Genomic DNA, 19,541 nt, shown 5'->3' on the forward strand with positions numbered 1-19,541 from the left:
GTTTCGCTCCTTTATTTGCATAATTATAAAACAAATAAGCTGTCAAACGAAGACAGCTCCGAATCTGTTGGGGTAAATATCTTAAATACTGCGTTTGAACTCAGGATATGCTTCAATCCCGCACTCTATTGCATCGATCCCTTCAAGTTGCTCTTCATCATCAGCCCGGAGGGTAAAGATCTTATTGATTAGGTAGATCGTTATAAACGATAGAGGAAATACGATAACACCTACAACTACGATCGCTTTGAGTTGACTCAAGATGCTTACTTCCTCTACAAAGATACCGACAGCCAAAGTTCCCCAGATACCATTGACGAGGTGTACTGAAAGTGCCCCCACAGGGTCATCCATCTTCAGTTTATCAAAGAACGGTACAGCCCATACCACCAGTGCTCCCCCGATAAAACCGATCAGGATAGGCATAAAGATATCATACTTGTCCGGCCCTGCTGTAATGGCTACAAGGCCTCCAAGTGCACCATTCAGTAAGACAGTAATATCATATTTTCTATATCTGAAGTATGTCAACAGCCAACCGGCAATTGCCCCGGAAAGCCCGGCAGTATTGGTATTCATAATGGTAAGGGCTACCGCATCTGCATTCTCTTTGCTGGCAATAGATCCAACACTGCCGCCGTTAAATCCGAACCAACCGATCCATAGCAGGAAGGCACCGAGTGTAACCAGTGGGATATTAGAAGCGGGGATGACCTTCACTTTACCGTTGATATAACGGCCGCGTCTAGGACCCATAATAAGGATAGCTGCAAGCAGTGCCCAACCGCCTGTCGAGTGGATCACTGTGGATCCGGCCAGGTCGGAAAGTCCGGAGATATCCAGGACCGTTCCTTCAAGTAAGTTTGCACCCCAGGTAAGGTTTACAATGACAGGATAGATCACTGCACCCACTGCAATGGTGAAGAGTCCCAACGGGAGGATACGTGACCGCTCGCTGACCCCGCCACTCATGATGTTGACGACTTTTCCGACAAACGCCATCTGGAAAAGGAAAAAAGCCCATTTACTCATTCCGTTTTGGTGGTCCCATGAACCGAAAGCGATCTCATATCCTATCAGAAGGAAGGATAAGGAAGCAACTGCATAGATCATTACATTTACTGTCAGTACCGAAGTGACGTTCTTTGTTCTGACCAATCCGGCTTCAAGCATCGCAAATCCAGGAACCATAAAGATGATCAATGTCATTGCAAAGAGTGCAAAAAAGGTGTCTATTATATAACTCATTTCCATCGTTAACCTTTAAATGAAGATTATTAGCGTAATTATAACTATAATGTATGGAATAAGTATGGAGAGAGTGGTGTTTTTTTATACAGGGAAGGTTTATGATTTAAGTGTTTTTGAAGAATATTGATTGTTTTTTCATCAGAAGGCCCACTTTGAGCCTTCTGATAAAGGTTACTATGCCCTTGTGTCCTTACTATAGAGACATCTAGTCTCTATAGAGCGTTCTTGCGTCAGCATATAAAGAGATCTACTCTTTATAGTGCCTCTCATCGTTACTTTAAGTACATCTAGTACTTAAAGTGCCCTTGCGTCCTTACTATAGACACATCTAGTGTCTACAGCGCGTCCTCATCCTCTTCGTCTGTTCTGATACGGATGGTTTTTGTGATATCCGATACAAATATCTTACCGTCACCGATCTTACCTGTCTTCGCGTTCTCTTTGATCGCGTTGAGTGCCAGTGCAAGGTATTCGTCGCTGCTTACAACGATCTCTATCTTGACTTTTGGAATGAACTCTACGACATACTCTGCCCCTCTGTAGAGTTCAGAGTGCCCCTGTTGACGACCGTAACCTTTGACTTCAGAGACGGTCATCCCCTCAATCCCTGCTTCTACCAAAGCATCTTTTACATCTTCAAGTTTAAATGGTTTGATGATTGCTTCTATTTTTTTCATAAATATATCCTTTGAATTTAATGCAAGGATGAACCCTTATAGGGTCAACCCTTTCTCTCCGTGTACGGCTTCATCCAGACCGATCTCTTCAGTCTCTTCATCTACTCTTGCTCCTCCGGTGATCGCTTTAGCAATGAAGAAGACAATCACAGTACCGATCAATGTCCATAGTCCAACAACGACTACTGACTCAAGTTGTACCATGAATTGTCCCATTCTGTCACCAGCAGCTTTAAGCGGACCATCCCATAGAAGGTCTTGATCGTTCAGTGCAAGCAGACCTGTCGCAAGTGCACCCCATAGACCAGCCAGGAAGTGGATACCGAATGCATCAAGAGAATCATCATAACCAAGCATCTTTTTAAGTGATACCACACCCCAGAAGGCGATAAGTGATCCAACGATACCTACGATGAGTGCTCCACCTACGCTTACAAATCCGGCAGCCGGTGTAATCGCAACAAGACCAGCGATGATACCTGATGCAATTCCAAGAAGTGTAGGCTTCTTGAAGACAAACCATTCAATAAGCATCCATGTTACAGCAGCTGCAGCAGTTGCAACAGTTGTAGTAAGCACTGCAAGACCAGCGATAGCATTTGCACCGAATGCAGATCCACCGTTAAATCCATACCATCCGAACCATAGAAGTGCAGCACCTACTGCTGTAAGGATAATACTGAATGGTTTCATCGCAACTTTTGGATATCCAGCTCTTTTACCAACCAGGATAGCAAGTACCAGACCAGCCAGACCACCATTCATGTGTACTACTGTACCACCGGCAAAGTCAAGTGCACCGGCATCAAAAAGAAGTGCTCCGTCTCCACCCCATACCATGTGTGTAATAGGTGCATAAACAAGTAGTCCCCAGAGTGCTACGATGACCATCCATGTTGAAAACTTCATACGCCCGATGACAGAACCTGAAGCAATGGCTACAGTAATCGCAGCAAACGTTCCCTGGAATGCGATAAATACATAGGTAGGGTATGTTCCGCTGAGGTCCGTCCAGTTGATACCGCTTAACATCACATTACCAAATCCACCGAAGAAGTTTTGTAACATGGCGCTTTCACTTGCACCGAATGCGATAGAGTAACCTGCAACCACCCATACTACGAAAGCAAGTACAAATGCACCCATCACCATAGAGAATGTATTGAGTGCATTTTTACTTCTTGTCATACCAGCATAGAAAAGTGCAAGACCTGCCGGTGTCATTAAAAGTACAAATGCTGTAGATACCATCATCCATGCGGTATCACCTGTGTCTAGCGTATCTTCTGCAAAAGCGAAGATCGGCATCAAAAATGCCATCAGAGCTGAAAATTTTTGTTTCATGCTTAATCCTTTACGTTTTTTACAGTACAAGTGTAGCACGCAATTAGATTAATTTATATCACACTACTGATTAATTTTTAATCAGTAGTGTGATTGAGAAAGGTTTTTATTGGATAAGTGGAATTTCAAGGAGTATAGAGTGCTCTTTGAGGATCGCTTTGATCTGGTTTTCTGTGGCAAGTTCTTTGATCTCATCATCACTCTCTACATATCGTCCGTTTGCACTGATCTTAAGACCGGCAAGTGACTCTTTTTTGTGATTGATCATAATATGCTGCCCAATCAACAGTTTAAGAGAGATATCGATGGAGTCAGAACTTCTAAATGAATGAAACACTTTTCTCAGAAGTTTTGAAAAGTGGTTTTGATCCATTTTGAAGAGCGGCAGGTCCTGGTCTGTGAGCAGGGATAAGGGGTTACTGTTCTCTGCCTGAAAGAGCGCGATATTCGCTTCGAGCAAAATGTTGATATCCGTGGTTATCAATGATTCGGTGTGAAGCTTTGCTTTCGGTTGTACAGCGGGTGCATGATAGAGCCTGAGGGATATCTGTTCTTCGTTTTCATACCCTACCGTAATGGCATGAAACATAAAGGCATCATAGGTTAAAGAGAGTGAAGTCGTTTTATATCCAAATCCGGCTGATGCATAGGCAAGGGTCAGATCATAGAGTTCCCTTGTACTGACCGAACCAAAAAGAATTTCGGCACTATGGTTCAGGTAAAGTATCTTCCCCTCATTGCTAAACAAAATAAAAGGACTGTTATCCCACTCTATAAAAGGTTCGAAGTTGATATCCATTACAGTTCCTGGTCAATGTTGTGTTCATGTATTTTTTTTCTTAAGGTATTTCTATTGATACCCAATACCTCTGAGAGTTTCAACTGTGATCCAAACTTTTCAAGTCCGGCCTTGATCAAGGGTTTTTCATACAGTCCCAAATATTTCCGGTAGTCATCGTTCCCCTCAAGCTTTTTAAGAAGATAGTAATAGAGTATCTCCTGGATATCTTCTGATTCCATCGTATGTTTGATAAGGTAGGTATAGACAGAACGTTTCAGACTTTTATTATTGAGTGAAAGATCGAGCGGTATATGCTCCGTATCGATACTGTTTGTCTCTATCATGAGTGTGGATTTGGCATCTTCTATATAGAGCTCTTTGAGATACGCTACATCCTTATCTCTCTGACTAAGCGGCGGCATTGTATAGATAAACGCAAAAAGATCATCGATGAGCGCGGCATTACCTATATAGTTCGCGGTTGCAATGATACGTTTATTGGTAAAATCCAGTTCACTCTGATTTTTGATCTTTTCAAAATTGGTAATGATCAACTCGTCTGAGTTGGCAAGTGCTGTTTTGATCTCTTCCTGGTTTTCGCCTGATACCAAAGGTGCGGTCGGGAAAACGGATTTTGCCAAAGATTTTTTACCGGTAAACTCCGGACCTATGATGATAGAAGAGACATAAAGGGTTTTGGTAAGATTTAACCCTTTGATAATCCCCTGTATCTGTTCTGATCGTGTATAAAAATGGGTCATGTTTATTTTTATCTCTCTGTATTGTTTAATAATTAATCATAGCAGAACAATCTGAATTTAGGGCATCTATGCTAGAATTATCCAAACAAGTTATAGAGGTTGCATATCAAAGCGTCATTTAAAAGGTTTCACCACTACTTTAATTATCTTACTCTAGAGCAGTCATTGGAATACTTTTCTATTCTCGGCGGGGTAGAAGAGAATATCGAGCTGGATTTCTTCGATGACCTCTTTACTATGGTAAAAACAAATTTCGTTGATCAGTTTAAAAAATTCCAAAATCTTGTCTCGCCTTCCTATCTTATTGAGTCGCCTTACCGTGAAGTTCTGATCGCTGTGGCCAGTGGTGACGGAAAGTTTTATAGTGTACTGCGTAAAGCAAGACTGAGTGAGAGTATAGGGGAAGAGGTGATCGGGGAACTTGTCGATCTCGGCATCCTTTTTATTGAGAAGTCAAGGGAGACACCGCTAAAAGCGTATCCCAAACAGAAGATCAAAAAACATCTGCGTAGCTACCGGATACAAGACAAACTGCGTTTTAATGAACCCTTTTTGCGTTTTTGGTTCGGCTTTGTGGAAATCTATCATAAAGAGCTCGAAGCAGGGAAGGGTGAGAGATTTCTGACAAATTTTGAAAAACATTATGAGCGGTTACGTACCCTGGTGTATGAACAGTTATGCAATGCACTGCTTATAGAGTATTTTGGGCAACAAGGTGTTGAGGTATTGGCATCAGGGAGTTACTGGAACCAGTATAGCGAGTTTGATATCCTGGCTGTTACTGACCAGAAAAAGATCATCCTGGGAGAGTGTAAGTACAAAGACCGTAAAGTATGTAAAAACGAACTGAGAAAACTTATGGCTAAAGCAGAGCAGTCGGGAATACCAGTTGATACCTATGCACTCTTTTCCAAAAGCGGTTTTTCCAATGAGTTACTGCAACATCAGGATGAGAAGCTGCTGCTTTTTGATCTGAATGACCTGAAGTTGCTGATCTAAATTATCTTGCCTTCTGTATATTCCTGCGGTGAGTACGATAGCTTTTGGTAAAATCGTGGGTTCCCTGTCTGTTTTTCATAAAATAGAGATAGTCCGTCTGTGCCGGTTTTATCGCCGCTATGATCGCATCAAAACTGACTGCGCCGATCGGGGAGGGAGGCAGACCTTTGTATCTGTAGGTGTTAAATCTGCTCTTATCGTTTCGGATGCGTTCCGGGGTCACTTTGATATGAGAATATTTTCCATAGTTGAGTGTCCCGTCCATCTGTAAGGGCATCCCTTTCTTTATACGGTTATAGATGACCGAAGAGACCAGCGGCATCTCTTCAGTATTGGCTGCCTCTTTTTGGATAATGGAGGCAATGGTAAGGATTCTAAGCCACTGCTTTTTATCATAGGTTCCATATATTTTTTGTGAGATTTTTTGAAACTGTCCGGTGGACTCTTTCAAGAGAAAAGCAATCAGCTGCTCCTCATTGATCCCAAAAGGTACGTAATAGGTATCGGCATAGATACCTGCTTCAGGGTAGTCGGCATGTTGATCGTAGTAGTGTTGCAGTCTGCTTGCATCAAGATCCAGGGTAGAGGCGATATCCTCAAAGAAGAGCAGAGCTGTCTCTCCCGGTATCAAAGTGATCTCCTCCATTTTTGCTTTAGCCGTGGCAAGTTTGTATAAAAAATCTACACGGTTGAGCTTCTCGGCACCGATATCAACCCATCCGCTTTGCGGCTGCCCCAAAAAGCTTAAAATATATCTGTCAATAGGACTGACTTCGTACCCCTTTTTATGCAGCTGTGATATAATGTTGGTGATAGATCCCTGGGGCACATAGATGGTTTTTTGTGTCTGCAGGGATTGTGATGTATAGAAGACGGAAGCGATAATGAAAAGAATGAGAATGTTCTCCATCAGGGACATTATAAAATTTTTACGAAACACTCTTATCCTTTTTGTGATGCTTTTGATAGTATTTGCAGTATGGCTGAAAGTAGGTATCAAAGCGGACTACCTGCATATAGGCCCGTATAAACTCTCTGGATTATACATTAAACTCGATAAAAAACTGACACTCAGTGCACATCATATTATTATCCCAAAAAGTAAAGCCAATCCATCGTTTGCCTCGATAGACAAAACATTTGACCGTATCAAGGGAATGCTTCAAATATTTGAGTATGTCGCACTGCAGGATGTCATTTATGAAAATAACAGAATTGACCTTGTCTATGCGGATAATGTGCTTCATATCAATACCAAAGATTATGAGATCGCAGGGAAAATAGAACGTATAGATAAGCGTTTTGAAGCAGAGGTACCGTTACTCTATATCAAAGAAAAAAATATCACACTTTCAGGTAACTTTACCTATAGCCATTATGAAGACAGGCTTCATACCTGGGGACGGTACGATATGTACGGGATCCAGGGAAAATTTACGGCAAGCAAGGTCAAAAAACGTATCAGTTTTGATCTTCAAAGCGACACCTTCCCTGACCTGAAACCATTGATGGAAGTTTTGCCATTGTCAAAAACGGTGAAACATTGGTCGGTTGAGAGAATTCAGGCGGAGCAGTACCAACTAAAATCACTCAAAGGGAAGGGGAGCGTAGCTGGTCAGGAGTTTAAGCTGGATATCGATAGCTTAACGGGTCTGGCTGAATTCAGCAACGCACAGATAAACTTTAAAGATGGCTTGGATAGTGTCTACACCCCTAAAATTGTTATGGCGTATAAAAAGGGCGGTTTATACTTTGATCTGGATAGACCGCTCTATCAGAATAAAGCACTGGATGGCAGCAGCGTCTCCATCGTAGATCTTACAGGCAACAAGCCTACCAGTTTAAAGCTCGATCTTAAGGTGGATTCACCATTTGATGAAGCGGTACAGAAGATACTCCAAGCCTATCATCTGAAGATACCTGTAGTGCAGAAAAGCGGTACAGGGCAGGCATCGATAGGTCTGGATATACGCTTGAAAACAGGTAAGACAACTGCTGTGATCGATGTCGATATGCAGGATGCCAGGGTGCAACTCTATAAGTTGGACCTGGGTATAGAGCGTGGACATGTACACTATGAGGATGGGGTTGTCTCTTTAAATCAGATACGCCTGAAAGATCAACTCTACAGCGGTACAGCAGAGGGAAGTGTGCAACTTCGGAAGAAACAAGCAGAGATCGCTGTAGATCTTGACTATCTTCATAGCGGTGGGAAAGCAAAAGAGAAGTATTTTGAGATAAAGGATAAGAAGCTCACTATTGCTTTGGATTATCACAAAGGGATAGATATCAAAATACCTGAACTGGCGTTTTCTATCAGTGAAGAGGAGAATAGGACGCAGTTCTCATTTGCAGATCTCAATCTGATCAAACCTTATATTAGAGATAAAACCTATATTCAGGAAGGCGGAAGCGCAGATATCTTTACCGGTGATTTTAAAACGTTTACGTTCCAAGGTGTGTTACACCGAAATACTTGCTTCTTTTATGAGGGGGATGGTGTCTGTCATACCCGGGTGCCATGTTCAGGGAAAATCACACCTAAAGGGGTAGATTTCTATGCATTTGACAAGCGTCTTCATTTTAATGAAACAAAATCAAGGGTAACACTGAAGGAACTCAATATCGATCTAAAAAGGTTTCTTCACTATCTCTCGACACAGCAGGAAGAGGGGAGTATCACTGATAAACAAGGTGATCCGTTGGTCATCCTGGGAGAGAAGAGTAACCTTCGCTATGAGAAGTATACTTTGGTCACGGATAGTTATGACGTTGAGGTGAAACCAAACGGTAATATCAAAGCGATCGGCAGTTCTGACGGTGATATCGTAAAATTTGAAAAGAGAGGAGAGATCTTCTCTATCAATGCACTGCGTATCAAAGATGAAGTGTTACATCCGTTGATTGATTTCAAAGGATTGAAAAAGGGACGTTACAGCCTTAAATTATCGGGAGATATAGATAAGGTGATGAAGGGAAGGATCATTATAGAGGGAGGGGTAATGAAAGACTTCAAAGCCTATAACAACACCATCGCGCTTATCAATACCTTACCGGCACTGGCTACCTTGCAAGATCCGGGTTTTTCACAAGAGGGGTTCAGGATCAGAAAAGGGGTGGCAGAATATCGTATGATCAAAGGGGAAAAAATTGTCTTTGACTCTATCTATATCAAAGGGAAATCCTCGACACTTGTAGGGAAAGGCTCCATCGATATCAAGAAAAACAGGATTGATATTCAGTTGGCGATCAGAACCGCTAAAACCTTAGGGAATGTGGTGGGGAAAATTCCATTGATCGGATATATCCTTATGGGAGAAGACAAGAGTATGACGATAGGACTCACGATCAAAGGAACGCTTGATAAGCCCCAAGTCAACACCTCTGCAGCCAAGGAGATCCTGCTGCTTCCTTTGGAGATTATCAAGCGTACGATCGAGTCTCCAAAACAGATGATAGATGGGACAAAACGTATAGAAAATGAGGCAGTGGATCCGTCAGTTCATCGGCAGTTAGGTTTGGAAGAGCCAAGCATGAAAAGGGAGATCCGGCAATCTGACACCGAAGAACCTGCATCAACAAAAGAAGAGATGGAACTTTTTTAAGGGTAATACCCCTCTATCGTTTGCAATTTTTACAGTTGCATCTACAGGTGGTCTATATACGGCCCCGAAAGGCTCTTCGGAGCGAGCAGCTATCATGAATGCACTAAGAGGGGGAGGTTCAAAGCGTACAAGAGAGGTTCTTTTTATTGTGCGTATGCTTACGCTCAAGGATGGGTGGATTTGGCTTTGAAGAGGAGCATTAAAGTCCTTTGCCCATACTATCCGAACTCTTTATAAATCTTCTTCCCCGATGAATCTTATTCATTTCTAAGTACGGTAAGCGGATCGGTTTGAGAAGCTTTCTTGGCAGGATAGAGTGATGAGAGAAGAATGATCACAGAGGTTCCAAGAAGGATCAGGCCAAAGTCACTCATCGTAAGATCTACAGGAAGTTTGCTTGTACCGTAGACATCTGCAGGCATGGAGATGATATCAAAGGTTTTCAGTATCCAAATCCCTAAAAAACCAAGCAGTGTACCGACCAAAATTCCTGTACTTCCTATCACGAGGCCCAGTTTAAAAAAGATCGAGCGTATCTCTGCCTTGGTCGCCCCTAGCGTACGCATAAGCGCGATCTCACTTCTACGGCTCATCACCGTCATCAGCAGAGAGGAGATGATATTGAGCGAAGCAACAAGGATAATGAGCAGAAGCACCAAAAAGAGTGCTTTTTTCTCCATCTCCATGGCTGCAAAGAAGTTACCGTTTTGCTGCCACCACCCTTCTATGATCACCGAATCAGGGAGCGCAGCTCTTATCTTATCGATCTCCTTGATGGGGTCTTCGGTGTAGATATGAAGACCGTCATAGTATCCCTCTTGACGTTTCAGCAGTTTATGGAACGCTTTATGGGTCGTATAGATGATCGCTTTGTCATAGGCTTTCAGTCCGGAGTCAAAAACACCATCGACAACAAAGCGTTTTTGCAAAGGCATCGTAGCAAAACCTATCGCTTCCTGTTCGGAAAAGTAGAGGGTGACTTTTTCTCCTTTGGGTGCGTCCATCTCAAAGGAGAGTGAATCTCCGATAATGATACGGAAGGTATCTTCCCTTTCCCCTTTTGCCTCTTTGAAAATATGGTTGATCCGGCTCTCTTTATCGAAGTCTATTCCGTAAAGGAGGGATCCCTGTACCGCACCGGCGTTTTTAGTGATCACCTGGGTCGTGTAGTAGGGGCTGAACTGGAGATGGGGAAACTTGTTTTGAAGATCATTGATAAGTGTATCATCCAGCGCATCTTGCGTGATGGGGAGTACGGTTAAAGGGTAGTTCATCACAAAGAGCCGTTTTGTGAACTCCTTTTGTGTCCCGTTCATGATACCCATCGCGATCATGAGTACCATCACACCTGCGGAGATACCCAAAAATGCCAGGAGTGCAGAGATAAAGATAAAAGGATTATCTCTATCGTATTTAAGGTAGTGACGGATGATATGATGCACAAACTCTCTATTAATCATTGATTTCATATCTTTTTCCTTCACCTGCCCGGTAGGGCATCAAGCATAACGTTTAGTTAGGCTAAAAGTCCCTTTTTAGGCCCGCTCTGTCCACAGCAGTTTTTGTATTTTTTACCTGATCCGCATGGGCAGGGCTCATTCCGTTTCGGCTTCTTTGTTCCGGTGATCGGTCTGTTTTTCTTCGGTTCTTTTTCTTCTTCATTGTTGAGTACGGCTTCAGCGACACTGCTGTCCAGCTCTTCTCTGATATGTTCAACGGCTGCCTGTTCCTCTTCGGGAGATTCGAACGTGAACTGTACAAGTTGAAGGGTTTTGACCGCTTCATATTTGATACGCTGTACAAGCTCCTGGAAGAGTCTGTAGCTGTCCTGTTTATACTCGGTCAACGGATCCTTTTGGTTGTACCCTCTCAGGCCGATACCTGTTTTGAGTACGTCCATTTCATAAAGGTGGTCTCTCCACTGCGGATCGAGCACCTGAAGATAAAGGACACGTTCGATCTCGCTGCGTTGTGCCGGATCGATCATAGACATCTTCTCTTCGTAGAGGTCTTCCATCATCTTTGTCATCTTCTCTGTGATCTCTTCGATCTCTGCATCTACGAACGGATCACCCTGAACGCTGATATTGAGTTCTTCTTTGATCAAAGCGGTCAGCTTTTCGATATTGAAGTCCTCTTTCGGTGCTCCCGGGAAGATCTCACAAAGTTCTAGAAGATGTGCGATATATTCGGCACGGTTCTCTTTGATCTTTGCATCGATATCAAATTCGGGATCAAGCAGCTGATTTCTAAATGCATAGATCGCTTTTCTTTGATGGTTTGCGACATCATCATACTCAAGGATATGTTTACGGGACTCATAGTGTTGGTTTTCCACTTTTTTCTGTGCCTTTTCAACAGAGCGTGTCACGATCTTCGAGTCGATATACTCTCCCTCTTCCACACCCAGTCTGTTCATGATGTTTCTGATCTTCTCACCGCCAAAAATACGAAGAAGGTTATCATCCAGGCTCAGGAAGAACTGGCTCTCTCCCGGGTCACCCTGACGCCCCGAACGTCCTCTTAGCTGGTTGTCGATACGTCTACTCTCATGTCTTTCCGTACCGATGATCGCAAGACCGCCAAGACTTCTTACTTCATCATCGATCTTGATATCTACACCACGACCTGCCATATTTGTAGCTACGGTGACAGCGCCTTTGACTCCCGCATCTATAATGATCTCAGCCTCTTTTTCATGGTTCTTCGCATTGAGTACGTTATGCGGGATCTTCTCTTTTTTCAGTCTTTCATGGACCATTTCAGACTTTTCGATCGACGCGGTACCGATCAGTACCGGTTGGCCTGTACTATGGAACTCTTTGACCCTTTTGACTACGGCATTGAGCTTCTCACGCTCAGTATTGTAGATAAGATCGTTTTTATCCATTCTGGCGATAGGAAGATGGGTAGGGATAGAGATAACCTCAAGATTATAGATCTGAGAAAACTCGGTTGCCTCTGTTTGTGCCGTACCTGTCATCCCTGCCAGTTTCTCATAGAGCCTGAAGTAGTTCTGATAGGTGATCTCCGCAAGTGTCTGGGACTCTTCCTGGATCTCTACACCCTCTTTGGCTTCAAGTGCCTGGTGAAGGCCTTCGGAGAATCTTCTCCCTTCGCTGAGACGTCCCGTAAATTCATCAACGATGATGATCTCGCTGTCTTTTACCACGTAGTGGACATCTTGTTCAAAAAGATAGTGTGCTTTGAGTGCCTGGTCAAGGTGGTGAGAGAGCGCCGCATTCTCAAGGTCATACATATTCTCTACACCAAAGAGCTCTTGGGCTTTCTCCAGCCCCTGTTCGGTCATAATGATCAGACGGTTCTTCTCATCGACGATGAAGTCGCCTGTCGTCTGTTCAGGTTCTCCCGGTCTTGTCTCTTTCTTTTCACCCTTTTCCAACTGCTGGGCTATCTCATTGGCACGTTGGTAATGGTTGTGGTCTCTCTGCGTCGGTCCGGAGATAATCAACGGTGTTCTTGCTTCATCGATAAGGATAGAGTCGACTTCATCGACGATGGCAAAGTTGTGTTCTCTTTGGACCTTCTCCTCGATACGTACTTTCATATTGTCACGCAGGTAGTCAAATCCGTACTCGTTGTTTGTCCCGTAGGTGATGTCTGCATCGTATTGTGCTTTTCTCTCCTCTTCACTGTAGATCTCAGAGGTGATACATCCTGTAGAGAATCCGAGGAAACGATAAAGTTCTCCCATCTCCCCGGCATCTCTTTTTGCCAGGTAGTCATTGACTGTGACGACATGCACCCCTTTACCGGTCATGGCATTAAGGACGACGGCCAATGTCGCAACGAGTGTTTTACCTTCACCCGTCTTCATCTCAGCGATATTACCGTCGTGCAGTACCATACCCCCGACCATCTGTACATCGTAGTGGCGCATATTCAATACACGTTTTGCTGCCTCTCTGGTAATGGCAAAGGAGTCAAAGAGTACATCATCCAGACTCTTTTCTCCGTTTTGAACGCTTTCTTTGAGTGCGTTAAATGCTGCCTTAAGTGCTTCGTCATCCAACTTTTCATATGCTGCTTCAAGTGCGTTTATCTTGTCGACTTTTTTGAGATAGTTTTTTACGATCTTGTCGTTTCTTGTACCAAAGACCTTATTGAGAACATTTTGTATCATTATTTGTATAGCCCCGCTTTAAAATGGGGTTATTCTATCTAAAAAGAGGTTAATTTGTCGTTATCCTTTTCAAACTGCCGAAGTTACAGGTTTTTCTCTAAAAAGAGGGGGGATAATTTCTCACTTATCAAGGCTATTTTGCTAAAATAAGAGAAGTATATTGAAGGATCTTAATGAAGAGAATATGGACGTTATTGATACTGTCGGGAGCGCTTATCGCCTCTCCGATCAGTCTACCGGATAACTTTAAAGCGGATTTTAAGCAGCGGATCACCAATCCGGATAAGAAGGAGATACATTATAGGGGAACTGTGCGTTTCTCGGATGAGAAGATGCTCAAGTGGGTCTACCGGGAGCCTACACAAAAAGAGGTCTGCAGTAATGGTGAGAATGTTACCGTGGTTGATCATGATCTTGAACAGGTCTCTTACTATCTGATCGAGAAAGGGTTTGATCTGGCAAAGATCTTAAAGTCGGCAAAACCTTATAAAAAGACGAAGACGGTGTTTATCGCCAAATATGAAGGGAAAAACTATACGATACAGCTTGATGGGAATCAACGTCTTTGGCGTGTTGCATATTATGATGACCTGGATAATGAAGTGCTGATCATTTTTGAACATATGCGTTATGGCAAGGGTAAACTGCCGATCAAAAGTTTACTCTGTGAGGCACCTGAATCCTATGATGTGATAGGAGAGTAATGATGGAAGCTTTATTGCAAAAGATACAGAGTGATTCTGCTTTGATGCTGCTTGTCGGTGTCGCAATCGTTGTGCTGCTTATCATCGTGCTTGTAGTCGTTGTCTTCTCAAGCAGATCAAAGACACTGGCTGACAAGCTCTATGACCTGAAACAGATAGACGGGGAAAAGGATGAAAAGATCACCTCTCTTGAACGGGAGCTGCAGCTCTATCAGGTGAGGGATGCCAGCCAGAAGCAGGAGCTTCAGCAGTTTCAGGAGACAAAAGAGGCACTCAAACAACTGCAAGAGACAAAAGATGAGCTGGAAACTAGACACAATAGACTTGAAAAGTCGATGAGCGAAACCACGGTAAAATTGGAAAACAGTGAAGAGAGATACAGCACACTTTTGGAAGAGCATAAAGCTGTGGTAGCACAGAATGAAAAACTGAGAGAAGAGAACAGCAAGTACCATACGAACAATGCAAGACTTCTTACCAAGCTTGAGAGTGAAACAAGACACGCGAACAATCAAATGGAGTTGATGAAAACGCATAAGCAGGAGCTTAAAAACGAGTTTGAAGCATTGGCCAGAAAAGTCTTTGAAGGCAATTCCCAGAAATTTGCCGAATTTTCCAAAGAGAATATGGACAATATGATCAGGCCTCTGCAGGCACAGATCGCAGAGTTTAAAAAACAGGTTTCCGATACCTATAATGCAGAGAGCCAGGATAGGGCGGTTTTGAAAAATGAGATCCACTCCCTCAAAGAGCTCAATCAGAAGATCAGTCAAGATGCGATCAACCTTACCAAAGCGCTCAAGGGGGAGAGTAAAAAACAGGGTATATGGGGAGAGATGGTACTGGAGCATGTTCTTGAAGCCTCTGGACTTAGAAAAGGACATGAGTTTGAACGTGAAGTGAGTCTTAGTACGGAAGAGGGGGATGTCCTGAGACCTGATGTTATCGTTCATCTTCCGGATGACCGTGACATCATTATCGATGCAAAGACCTCTTTGGTAGCCTATGAGCGTTATGTCAATGCACATGATGAAGTCAAAAAGGCAAGTTACCTGAAGTCCCATCTGGATTCGATAAAATCCCATGTCAATCTGCTTGCCGCAAAAAACTATGAGCGTTTGAAAGAGGTTCAGACCCTGGACTTTATCTTTATGTTTATGCCTATCGAAGGGGCATTGGCAGTGGCGCTGGAGCATGAGAGTTCCATATATGATGAGGCATTTAGAAAGAAGATACTGTTAGTCGGTCCGACGACGCTGCTTGTAGCGATGCGTGCAGTGGAGAATGTATGGAAACACGAGCGTCAAAATCAAAATGCGAAAGAGATCGCAAGACGTGCAGGGGCAATGTATGATAAGTTTGTCGGATTTTCAGAGGATTTGGTTAAGATATCCAAGCAGATCGATACCGTGCAAAACAGTTTCACTGCAGCAAGAAGTAAACTGAGTGACGGAAGAGGTAATCTTGTAAGACAGGTAGAACAGCTAAAAGAGCTTGGTGCACAAACCAGCAAAAAGATCCCTAGGGAGATTCACAAGGATGCGAAGTGAAAGCACAAATTGCCAAATTTTCAGACCACTTGACAGAACATACGAAAAAGCATTCCAAAGTCTTTAAAAAAAACGGTCAATTAAAAGAACGTTTTTATGACAAAGAGCTCTATAGACTGCAACATGAACTCGTAAAGCTGCAAGAGTGGATCATCAAAAACGATAAACGCCTCTTGGTGATCTTCGAAGGGATGGATATGGGAGGGAAAAGCTCTACGATCAAAGAGTTCTCTACCTATCTCAATCCAAGGGAAATACGTTCGGTTGCCCTGCCGAAACCAAACTCCGAAGAGTTGGGACAGTGGTACTTTCAGCGCCATATCAAACAGCTGCCAAATGCCGGTGAGATCGTATTTTTTGATAGGTCATGGTATAACAGGGCAGGGATTGAACAGGTATTCGGTTACTGCACACAGGAGCAGCATGATCACTTCTACCGGCAGGTGAATGAAGTGGAGAAGATGCTTGTAGATGATGAGGTGATGGTCTTTAAGTTTTATCTGAATATTACGAAAAAGACTCAGGCAAGACGTATCAAACAAAGAGAGAAAGATCCGCTCAAGAACTGGAAACTCTCTGAGCTTGACTATAAATCACATAATGCATACGGTACCTATGTCAAGTACCGCGATAAGATGTTTGATCTCTCCGGTACGCTTGTGGTGCCATGGATAGAACTCCAGGCCGATGACAAAAAACGTGCAAGGCTCAATGCGCTGCGTTTTTTGCTCTCAAATATATTTTATGAGAAGAGAGATATGGATGTGATCAAAGGTGTAGATGAGAAGATACTCACACTCCACTCATAATCAAATCAAATTAAATTAAATCAGTGTAAAAAGGCGTTAAAGCCTTGAGCCGTCTGCTGAGGACGACCACGTGGAAAGGGGCTTTGCTCCTTTCCAAATCAGTATAAAAAGGCGTTAAAGCCTTGAGCCGTCTGCTGAGGACGACCACGTGGAAAGGGGCTTTGCTCCTTTCCAAATCAGTATAAAAAGGATAACTATGGCAAACGTAACAATCTGGCACAACCCGAGATGCAGCAAATCAAGAGACTCATTTAAGCTGCTTGAAGAGAAAGGCATCGATGCAGAGGTGGTAAAATACCTTGATACGCCTCCGACAAAAGAGGAACTGAAAGAGGTTCTGAAGATGTTGGGAATCGCTCCAAGAGAGTTGATGCGTACCAAGGAGGAGATCTATAAAACGTTGCACCTTGCTGAAGAGACGGATGACGAGAAGCTGATAGAAGCGATGGTAGAGAATCCGAAATTGATCGAAAGACCCATCGTGATCAAGGATGGAAAAGCAGTGATCGGTCGTCCACTTGAAAAAGTGGTTGAATTGATTTCCTGATATTTTATGTTAAAATTCGGCCAATTATTATCGCAATGTAAGGAAAAGAGATGCTAAGTACAGTCAACTTAACACAACGCTACGGAAAACGTGTACTGTTTGATAAGATCAATATCACGTTGGATGTAGGTAAACGCTACGGGCTTATCGGTGCCAACGGTGCAGGTAAATCGACATTTTTAAAGATCCTCTCGGGAGAGATAGAACAGAGTGATGGTGAAGTACAGATCCAACCGGGACTCAGACTCGGGGTACTTGGGCAAAACCAGTATGCCTTTGAGAACTTTACGCTGAAAGATGCCGTACTCTATGGAAACAAAAAGCTCTATGATGCACAAAAAGAGAAAGAGAAGCTCTATATGGAGGGTGACTTCGAGAGTGATGAGGTCAATAACCGCCTGGCAGAACTTGAGATGATCTGTGCAGATGAAGACCCGACCTATGAGTCTGATGTACAGATCGAAAAGCTGCTTGAAGCACTCGGATTCCCGGCTAGCGAACATGATGAGCTTATGAGCTCGATCACCGGTGGGGACAAGTTCAAGATCCTGCTGGCACAGGTACTCTTCCTTAAGCCGGATATCCTACTCCTGGATGAGCCTACCAACAACCTTGATATCGAGACGATCGGATGGCTTGAAGAGGAGCTGAAGCGTCATGAAGGGACAATGGTGGTTATCTCTCACGATAGACACTTCCTTAACGGTGTCGTGACACACATCCTGGACCTTGACTTCCAGAATATCCGTGAGTTTACAGGGAACTACGATGACTGGTATATCGCTGCAAACCTACTCGCAAAACAGGCTGAGACGGACAGAAACAAAGCACTCAAAGAAAAAGATGAGCTCGAGAAGTTCATCGCCAGGTTCTCTGCCAATGCTTCAAAGGCAAAACAGGCGACCAGTAGACAGAAGCAGTTGGATAAACTTGATATCCAGGAGATCAAGCTCTCTTCAAGACGGGATCCTTCTATCATGTTCAAACCGCACCGTGATATAGGGAACGAGATACTTGAGGTCAAAGAGCTCTCAAAAAGTTACGATGATGAGAAGGTACTTGAAAATATCAGTTTCAAAGTCAATGAAGGTGACAAGATTGCTCTGATCGGTTCTAACGGTGTGGGTAAAACGACACTCTTAGAGATACTGATGGATAAACTGGAAGCGGACAGCGGAAGCTATAACTGGGGGCAGACGATCTCTACAAGCTACTTCCCTCAGAACACGACGGATATCGTCACAGGTGATATCGAGCTGCCCCAATGGATCCAGGGATTTGATCCGAAATGGCATATCGACGAGATCCGTAAAACGCTTGGCCGTATGCTTTTCAGCGGTGAAGAGCAGAAGAAGATGGTCGATGCATGTTCAGGGGGTGAAAAACACCGTGTCATGCTCTCAAAGATGATGATGGACAGTGCCAACTTCCTTGTCATGGATGAGCCGAACAACCACCTCGACCTTGAAGCGATCGTCGCGTTGGGTGAGGCACTGCACACCTATCAGGGCGGTGTGATCTGTGTGACACACGACCGTGAATTGATCGATGCCTTTGCAAACCGTATCATCAAACTCAATGAAGACGGCAGTGTGATCGATTTCGAAGGGGATTATGAATCCTTCGTAGAGCAATACGGTCACTAGGAACGGGCTTTGCCCGTTAGCGTTGTAGGTCGGGGTATCCCTACCCCGACGCTCTAACATAAACAATCACATAAAATGTTTACCTTCTCCCCAAGCTCCAGCTTGCGGGATGTTCTGTCTTAAAAACTCCTACAACAATACCTAAATGCTTCAGCATTTTTCATGCTCTATTTTTAATAAAACTTTTGATAAAGTTCTAATTCTATTTAACTTTTCATTAAAGCATACAAACTTTATAAAAAATAGTTAAGTATGAGATAGAGGGGAATAATAAAATGGGGAATCGACTTTACTATGTTTTTATATTGTTGTTGGCATTTATTGCTGTATATCTCTTTTATGCACTATGGCATACAGAAGAAGTAAATCCAAAACCTCAAAAACCTATACCGTCTAGTAAGATCAAGGAAGACCTTAGCGATAAAGAGCTAAGTCCAAAAAAAGATTTGAAACTTTCTCCTCTTCAGTCTACTGTTTCAGAAGATAATAAACTTAAACAAACAACTCAAACGAGTGAAGAGAAAAAACAAACTTCTGCTTTTCAAAATATGAAGGAAAAAACACAAAATACTTATGACGCGTTGGTACCAGCGCGTTATGAAGAGATTACAGAGGAAGCTGATATCGGGTTTGAAGAACTGGATGATGAAGTTATGGAAATAGAGGAGCAATTCAAAAAAGAGGAGTTGGAAAAATAGCTTTAGATGAATGATTAGACACATT

At 43.2% G+C, this 19,541-nt stretch carries 16 protein-coding genes; 8 read left to right on the plus strand and 8 right to left on the minus strand.

The annotated features are described in order from the left end of the window. Nucleotides 1–81: 81 nt before the first annotated feature. The 5 genes from AC4JOV_RS03650 to AC4JOV_RS03670 form a co-directional block, all read right to left on the minus strand. Nucleotides 82–1,254: an ammonium transporter gene (locus AC4JOV_RS03650; protein ID WP_229936502.1), complete on the minus strand. Its 1,173-nt coding sequence runs from the start codon at nucleotides 1,252–1,254 to the stop codon at nucleotides 82–84. Nucleotides 1,255–1,586: 332 nt separating this feature from the next. After that, nucleotides 1,587–1,928 carry a P-II family nitrogen regulator gene (locus AC4JOV_RS03655; RefSeq protein WP_229936501.1) on the minus strand — a complete coding sequence of 114 codons (342 nt, stop codon included), beginning with the start codon at nucleotides 1,926–1,928 and terminating at the stop codon, nucleotides 1,587–1,589. A gap of 36 nt (nucleotides 1,929–1,964) precedes the next feature. Further along, a complete protein-coding gene (locus tag AC4JOV_RS03660) occupies nucleotides 1,965–3,272 on the minus strand; it encodes an ammonium transporter (protein WP_229936500.1) in 1,308 nt (435 codons plus the stop codon). A 106-nt stretch (nucleotides 3,273–3,378) separates the two neighbouring features. Further along, nucleotides 3,379–4,071 carry a hypothetical protein gene (locus AC4JOV_RS03665; RefSeq protein WP_229936499.1) on the minus strand — a complete coding sequence of 231 codons (693 nt, stop codon included), beginning with the start codon at nucleotides 4,069–4,071 and terminating at the stop codon, nucleotides 3,379–3,381. Next, nucleotides 4,071–4,814: a helix-turn-helix domain-containing protein gene (locus AC4JOV_RS03670; RefSeq protein WP_305799968.1), complete on the minus strand. Its 744-nt coding sequence runs from the start codon at nucleotides 4,812–4,814 to the stop codon at nucleotides 4,071–4,073. Before AC4JOV_RS03670 ends, AC4JOV_RS03665 begins: the two co-directional genes overlap by 1 nt. Before the next feature lie 165 nt (nucleotides 4,815–4,979). Here AC4JOV_RS03670 and AC4JOV_RS03675 point away from each other — a divergent pair, with 165 nt between their 5' ends. Next, a complete protein-coding gene (locus AC4JOV_RS03675; RefSeq protein ID WP_229936498.1) occupies nucleotides 4,980–5,813 on the plus strand; it encodes a DUF234 domain-containing protein in 834 nt (277 codons plus the stop codon). A 1-nt stretch (nucleotide 5,814) separates the two neighbouring features. Here the strand turns inward: AC4JOV_RS03675 and mltG are convergent, their stop codons facing one another. Then, complete coding sequence (gene mltG / locus AC4JOV_RS03680) at nucleotides 5,815–6,723, minus strand: endolytic transglycosylase MltG (RefSeq protein WP_491522184.1); 909 nt, start codon at nucleotides 6,721–6,723, stop codon at nucleotides 5,815–5,817. A 46-nt stretch (nucleotides 6,724–6,769) separates the two neighbouring features. On the opposite strand from mltG, the gene AC4JOV_RS03685 reads away from it, so the two are divergent. Next, on the plus strand, nucleotides 6,770–9,418 hold the full coding sequence (locus tag AC4JOV_RS03685; protein WP_491522185.1) for a YhdP family protein: 2,649 nt from the start codon (nucleotides 6,770–6,772) through the stop codon (nucleotides 9,416–9,418). 257 nt (nucleotides 9,419–9,675) lie between these two features. Here AC4JOV_RS03685 and AC4JOV_RS03690 read toward each other — a convergent pair whose 3' ends face one another. After that, a complete protein-coding gene (locus AC4JOV_RS03690; protein WP_229936495.1) occupies nucleotides 9,676–10,887 on the minus strand; it encodes an ABC transporter permease in 1,212 nt (403 codons plus the stop codon). Between the two features lie 47 nt (nucleotides 10,888–10,934). Next, nucleotides 10,935–13,562, minus strand: a complete 2,628-nt coding sequence (secA, locus tag AC4JOV_RS03695) for a preprotein translocase subunit SecA (RefSeq protein WP_229936494.1) — start codon at nucleotides 13,560–13,562, stop codon at nucleotides 10,935–10,937. A 173-nt stretch (nucleotides 13,563–13,735) separates the two neighbouring features. Here secA and lolA point away from each other — a divergent pair, with 173 nt between their 5' ends. The 6 genes from lolA (at nucleotide 13,736) to AC4JOV_RS03725 (ending at nucleotide 19,516) form a co-directional block, all read left to right on the plus strand. After that, nucleotides 13,736–14,266, plus strand: coding sequence for a LolA-like outer membrane lipoprotein chaperone (gene lolA / locus AC4JOV_RS03700; RefSeq protein WP_229936493.1), 531 nt, complete (start codon nucleotides 13,736–13,738; stop codon nucleotides 14,264–14,266). After that, nucleotides 14,266–15,816 (plus strand): DNA recombination protein RmuC, encoded by a 1,551-nt coding sequence (locus AC4JOV_RS03705; RefSeq protein WP_229936492.1) that lies wholly within the window; start codon nucleotides 14,266–14,268, stop codon nucleotides 15,814–15,816. The genes lolA and AC4JOV_RS03705 overlap by 1 nt, the downstream gene beginning before the upstream one ends. Then, complete coding sequence (gene ppk2 / locus AC4JOV_RS03710; protein ID WP_229936491.1) at nucleotides 15,813–16,625, plus strand: polyphosphate kinase 2; 813 nt, start codon at nucleotides 15,813–15,815, stop codon at nucleotides 16,623–16,625. The genes AC4JOV_RS03705 and ppk2 overlap by 4 nt, the downstream gene beginning before the upstream one ends. A 196-nt stretch (nucleotides 16,626–16,821) precedes the next feature. Then, nucleotides 16,822–17,172, plus strand: coding sequence for an arsenate reductase (glutaredoxin) (gene arsC, locus AC4JOV_RS03715; protein WP_229936490.1), 351 nt, complete (start codon nucleotides 16,822–16,824; stop codon nucleotides 17,170–17,172). A gap of 50 nt (nucleotides 17,173–17,222) precedes the next feature. Next, a complete protein-coding gene (locus AC4JOV_RS03720; protein WP_229936489.1) occupies nucleotides 17,223–18,818 on the plus strand; it encodes an ABC-F family ATP-binding cassette domain-containing protein in 1,596 nt (531 codons plus the stop codon). A 275-nt stretch (nucleotides 18,819–19,093) separates the two neighbouring features. Beyond that, entirely contained in the window at nucleotides 19,094–19,516 is a 423-nt protein-coding gene (locus AC4JOV_RS03725) for a hypothetical protein (protein ID WP_229936488.1), read from the plus strand. Nucleotides 19,517–19,541: the final 25 nt, after the last annotated feature.

This window comes from Sulfurovum sp. MH2-6, assembly GCF_058374785.1.